The organism is Acinetobacter sp. YH12218 (assembly GCF_013417925.1).
In the GTDB taxonomy this organism is placed as follows: Bacteria; Pseudomonadota; Gammaproteobacteria; order Pseudomonadales; family Moraxellaceae; genus Acinetobacter; species Acinetobacter amyesii.
This window is the reverse complement of sequence record NZ_VPDB01000150.1, coordinates 1-2,155: the sequence shown is the minus strand read 5'-3', so window position 1 is coordinate 2,155 and position 2,155 is coordinate 1. Positions and strand designations below refer to the sequence as shown.

The following is a 2,155-nucleotide window of genomic DNA, read 5'->3' as shown; positions in this document are numbered from 1 at the left end:
CTAGACAAAATGACACCAAATGAGTTTTACTATGATCAGCTACCGCAACAAAACAAGGTGGCTTAACTAGAGCAGAATATCACTTATAAATACGCTTTTAGTTGTTCAAACAAGTGGAACCACCTCTCATCAAACCTGTTGATTCATCGATAGAAATACCACCCCAGTTCATACCACCTAAAAGACTTGGCCATTCTATATATGGTTTTTCACCCGGCGGGGTATAAAGACCTTGATACACAGAATCTTTATAATCAATACGACAGTTTAATTGGTCAAAGGTAGAGATCCCCCACATGTCTTTTTCACGTAAAGTGTCATTCCCAATTTGTGGCATATCGACAGAATATGGTTGAGTTGGAGAAAGTTTTTCACCTTCAGCAGCACCAGAGGTTGGAACGGCTTTTTCAACCACTTTAGACACTGGTTTACCCGTACGACGGTCTAAGACAAAGATTTGTCCCATTTTAGTGGTTTGAATCAATGCAGGAACTTTTTCACCTTGATCATTGGTCATGGTGTAAAGCACAGGTTGTGACGGTAAGTCATAATCCCATACGTCATGATGCACAATTTGATACGACCACACTGTTTTACCAGTCGTTGCATTGACAGCAACGACAGCCGAACCAAATTTCTCTTTAGCACCACTACGGTCACCACCCCAATAATCTGGAGGACCATTACCAGTAGGTAAATAAACAAGATTTAAGTCTTTGTCATAGGTTGGAATGGTCCACATGTTTGGCGTTTCAAGGGTATAACCTTTACCATCTTTAGGCTCACCAACAAGTTCAGGATTACCAATATCCCACGCCCAAGCCAATTTACCTGTACGAACATCATAGGCACGTACGACACCAGAAGGCTCGCCGTGCACAATATCACGGACCCAGCCACCTAAAATTGCAACATGACCTGCAATGAGAGGAGTTGATGTTGGGTGGTAGCGTTTACTTTGTTCAGTTGGCCCCATGTCATGTAAAACATCGACTTGACCATTGATACCAAACTCAGGGCATAAAGCACCTGTTTTCGCATTCAAGGCAATTAAACGACCATCAACAGTAGAGGTTAAAATACGTTGTGGACATGCTTTGATGCCGTTAGATGCTAAATCGGCAGGTGTAAGTGATTTATCTTTAGTTGCATCGTAGTAGCCTACACCACGACAGGTAATATGTTCCGCAGTTTTTGCTTTAGGATCATATTTCCAAAGTGCTTTACCACTATCACCATCAATGGCAGTGATAATATTGGTCGGTGTACATGAATACAGTGTGCTACCAATTTGAATGGGTGTATTTTCGTCTACACCTGCTTTCAAATCACGACCCGTATGGTAGGTCCAAGCAACTTTCAAATCTTTGACATTTTCAGGGGTAATGTCAGTATATGGAGCGAAACGTGTACCGTTACCATTACGACCAAAATACTCCCAGTTGTCTGGGTTTTCAGCATTTGGTTTTGCTAAACTTGGATCTTGTACGAGATCAACTGGATTTAAAATTTTGCCATGTGGGAAGAATGCGGCAATCAGCGCAACCACACAGGCAGCTAAACCAACGAATCCAACTTGATTGGCTATTTTAACTTTTGTGAGCCTCAGTGCAGGCAGACTACGACTTGCCCATAGGCTTAAAACAAATAAAACAGTTGGGGTCACTAAACGTGGAATATATTGCCAAAAGTCAAAACCTTGCACTTCAGCAATTGCCCAGATCACAGTTGCAATAAATGTGATGATAGACAACCAAAAGCCAGCGGCTTTTTTCATTGCATATAAAACAGCGATGACGATATACGCAACACCAGCAATGAGATAATAGCTTGAACCACCGAGACTCAATAATTTAGAACCTTGGATGATTAAATATAGTGCGATCAGAGCAGTCAGTACGATAAAAAAATATCGGTAGACTTTAGCCCCTACACGCTCTTGCGGAGAGGTTTGTTCTGTGTTCATACCTTGCCTCTGGGTAATATAGGCTTGGTTAAATAGTCAAAAAATTAGAATAAAGTAAAGTCTTTAGGACTTACGCATTGACTGATTCAAAAAAGTATTAAAATACTTTATAAAGTATCTGTGATCAGACGAATTAAACATGCTTCTACAGCAACTTGTACATTACCCATTTATATGGGCTTTCTCATG

Annotated in this window: 1 pseudogene; it reads right to left on the bottom strand. The window is 40.8% G+C overall.

The features are described 5' to 3' along the window. Nucleotides 1-127 precede the first annotated feature (127 nt). Nucleotides 128-1,966 (bottom strand): annotated as a pseudogene (locus FTV03_RS17575) (PQQ-binding-like beta-propeller repeat protein); the annotation flags it as partial. Nucleotides 1,967-2,155: the final 189 nt, after the last annotated feature.